At 64.3% G+C, this 1259-nt stretch carries 1 protein-coding gene and 1 pseudogene; both read left to right on the forward strand.

Going from position 1 to position 1259, the window contains the following annotated elements; translation table 11 throughout:
- On the forward strand, nt 1–544 hold a 544-nt coding region (locus B3873_RS25300; protein ID WP_286869809.1), incomplete at its 5' end, for an NIL domain-containing protein.
- Nucleotides 528–1195: pseudogene (locus B3873_RS25305) on the forward strand (methionine ABC transporter permease). The gene B3873_RS25300 and the pseudogene B3873_RS25305, both read left to right, overlap by 17 nt.
- The last annotated feature ends 64 nt before the right edge of the window (nt 1196–1259 follow it).

Genomic DNA, 1259 nt, shown 5'->3' on the forward strand with positions numbered 1-1259 from the left:
CTCGGCGCTGGACCCGGAAACCACTCACGCCATCCTGCAACTGCTGCGCGACATCAACCGCAAGCTGGGCATCACGGTGATCCTGATCACGCATGAAATGAGCGTCATCCGCGAGATCGCCGACCAGGTGCTGGTCTTGGAGCAGGGGCGCATCGCCGAGCTGGGACCGGTGTGGCAAGTGTTCGGCAATCCCGCCCATCCAGCCACGCAAGCTTTGTTGGCGCCACTGCAGCAAGGCCTGCCGCCGGAACTGCTGGACCAGCTGCAGACCGTGCCGCCGTCCGGGCTGCATGAGCGCATTCTGCAATTGCAATACCGTGGTGGGGATGGCCTGGAGCCTGATCTGTTGCGCGTGGCGCAGGCGCTGGGCGGCAAGACGCGCTTGCTGCAGGCCAGCGTGGAGCGCATCCAGGGACATACCCACGGTCAGCTCTACATCGCCTTGGCCGACGTCACGGGATCACCAGACTGGCAGGCCCTGACCCAGGGCCCCACGGCGATTGCACATCACATCAAGGAGTTGGGATATGTCACTCGAACTTAGTCTTTCCATTCCCATTGAGCGCTACGGCAATGCGCTGGTCGATACGCTGCAGATGGTCGGCATCTCGGGCGCACTGGCGCTGGTGGCGGGTATTCCGCTGGCGGTGCTGCTGATCGTGACGGCGCCGGGCGGCTTCCTGGCCTCCCCGCGCGTGCACCGGGTATTGGGCAGCATCATCAATGTTTTCGCGCCACGCCCTTCATCGTACTGCTGGTGGCGCTGATTCCGCTCACGCGCCTAGTGGCGGGCACCACCATCGGCGTCTGGGCCGCCATCGTGCCGCTGGCCATCAGCGCCACGCCTTTCTTTGCGCGCATCGTCGAGGTGAGCTTGCGCGAAGTCGACCCCGGTCTGATCGAAGCGGCGCAGGCACTGGGCTGCAAGAAATGGGACATCGTGCGGCATGTCTATCTGCCCGAGGCTCTGCCCGGCATCGTGGGGGGATTCACGATCACGCTGGTGGCTCTCATCAGCTCCTCAGCCATGGCCGGTGCCGTGGGCGCGGGCGGGCTGGGGGATCTGGCAATCCGCTATGGCTATCAGCGGTTCGATACGCAGGTGATGGTGATCGTCATTGCGGTGCTGATTTTGCTGGTGTCGGTGGTGCAGCGTATCGGGGACGGCTACGTACGCTGGCTGCGTGAACGCTGATGGTGCGCCGGTCGCGCCCTTAGGCTTGCTGTTGATGATGCGGGGACCTTGCATGCAAGGTCCC

The organism is Herbaspirillum sp. UBA812, from assembly GCF_002296545.1.
Taxonomy (GTDB): Bacteria; Pseudomonadota; Gammaproteobacteria; order Burkholderiales; family Burkholderiaceae_D; genus Herbaspirillum; species Herbaspirillum huttiense.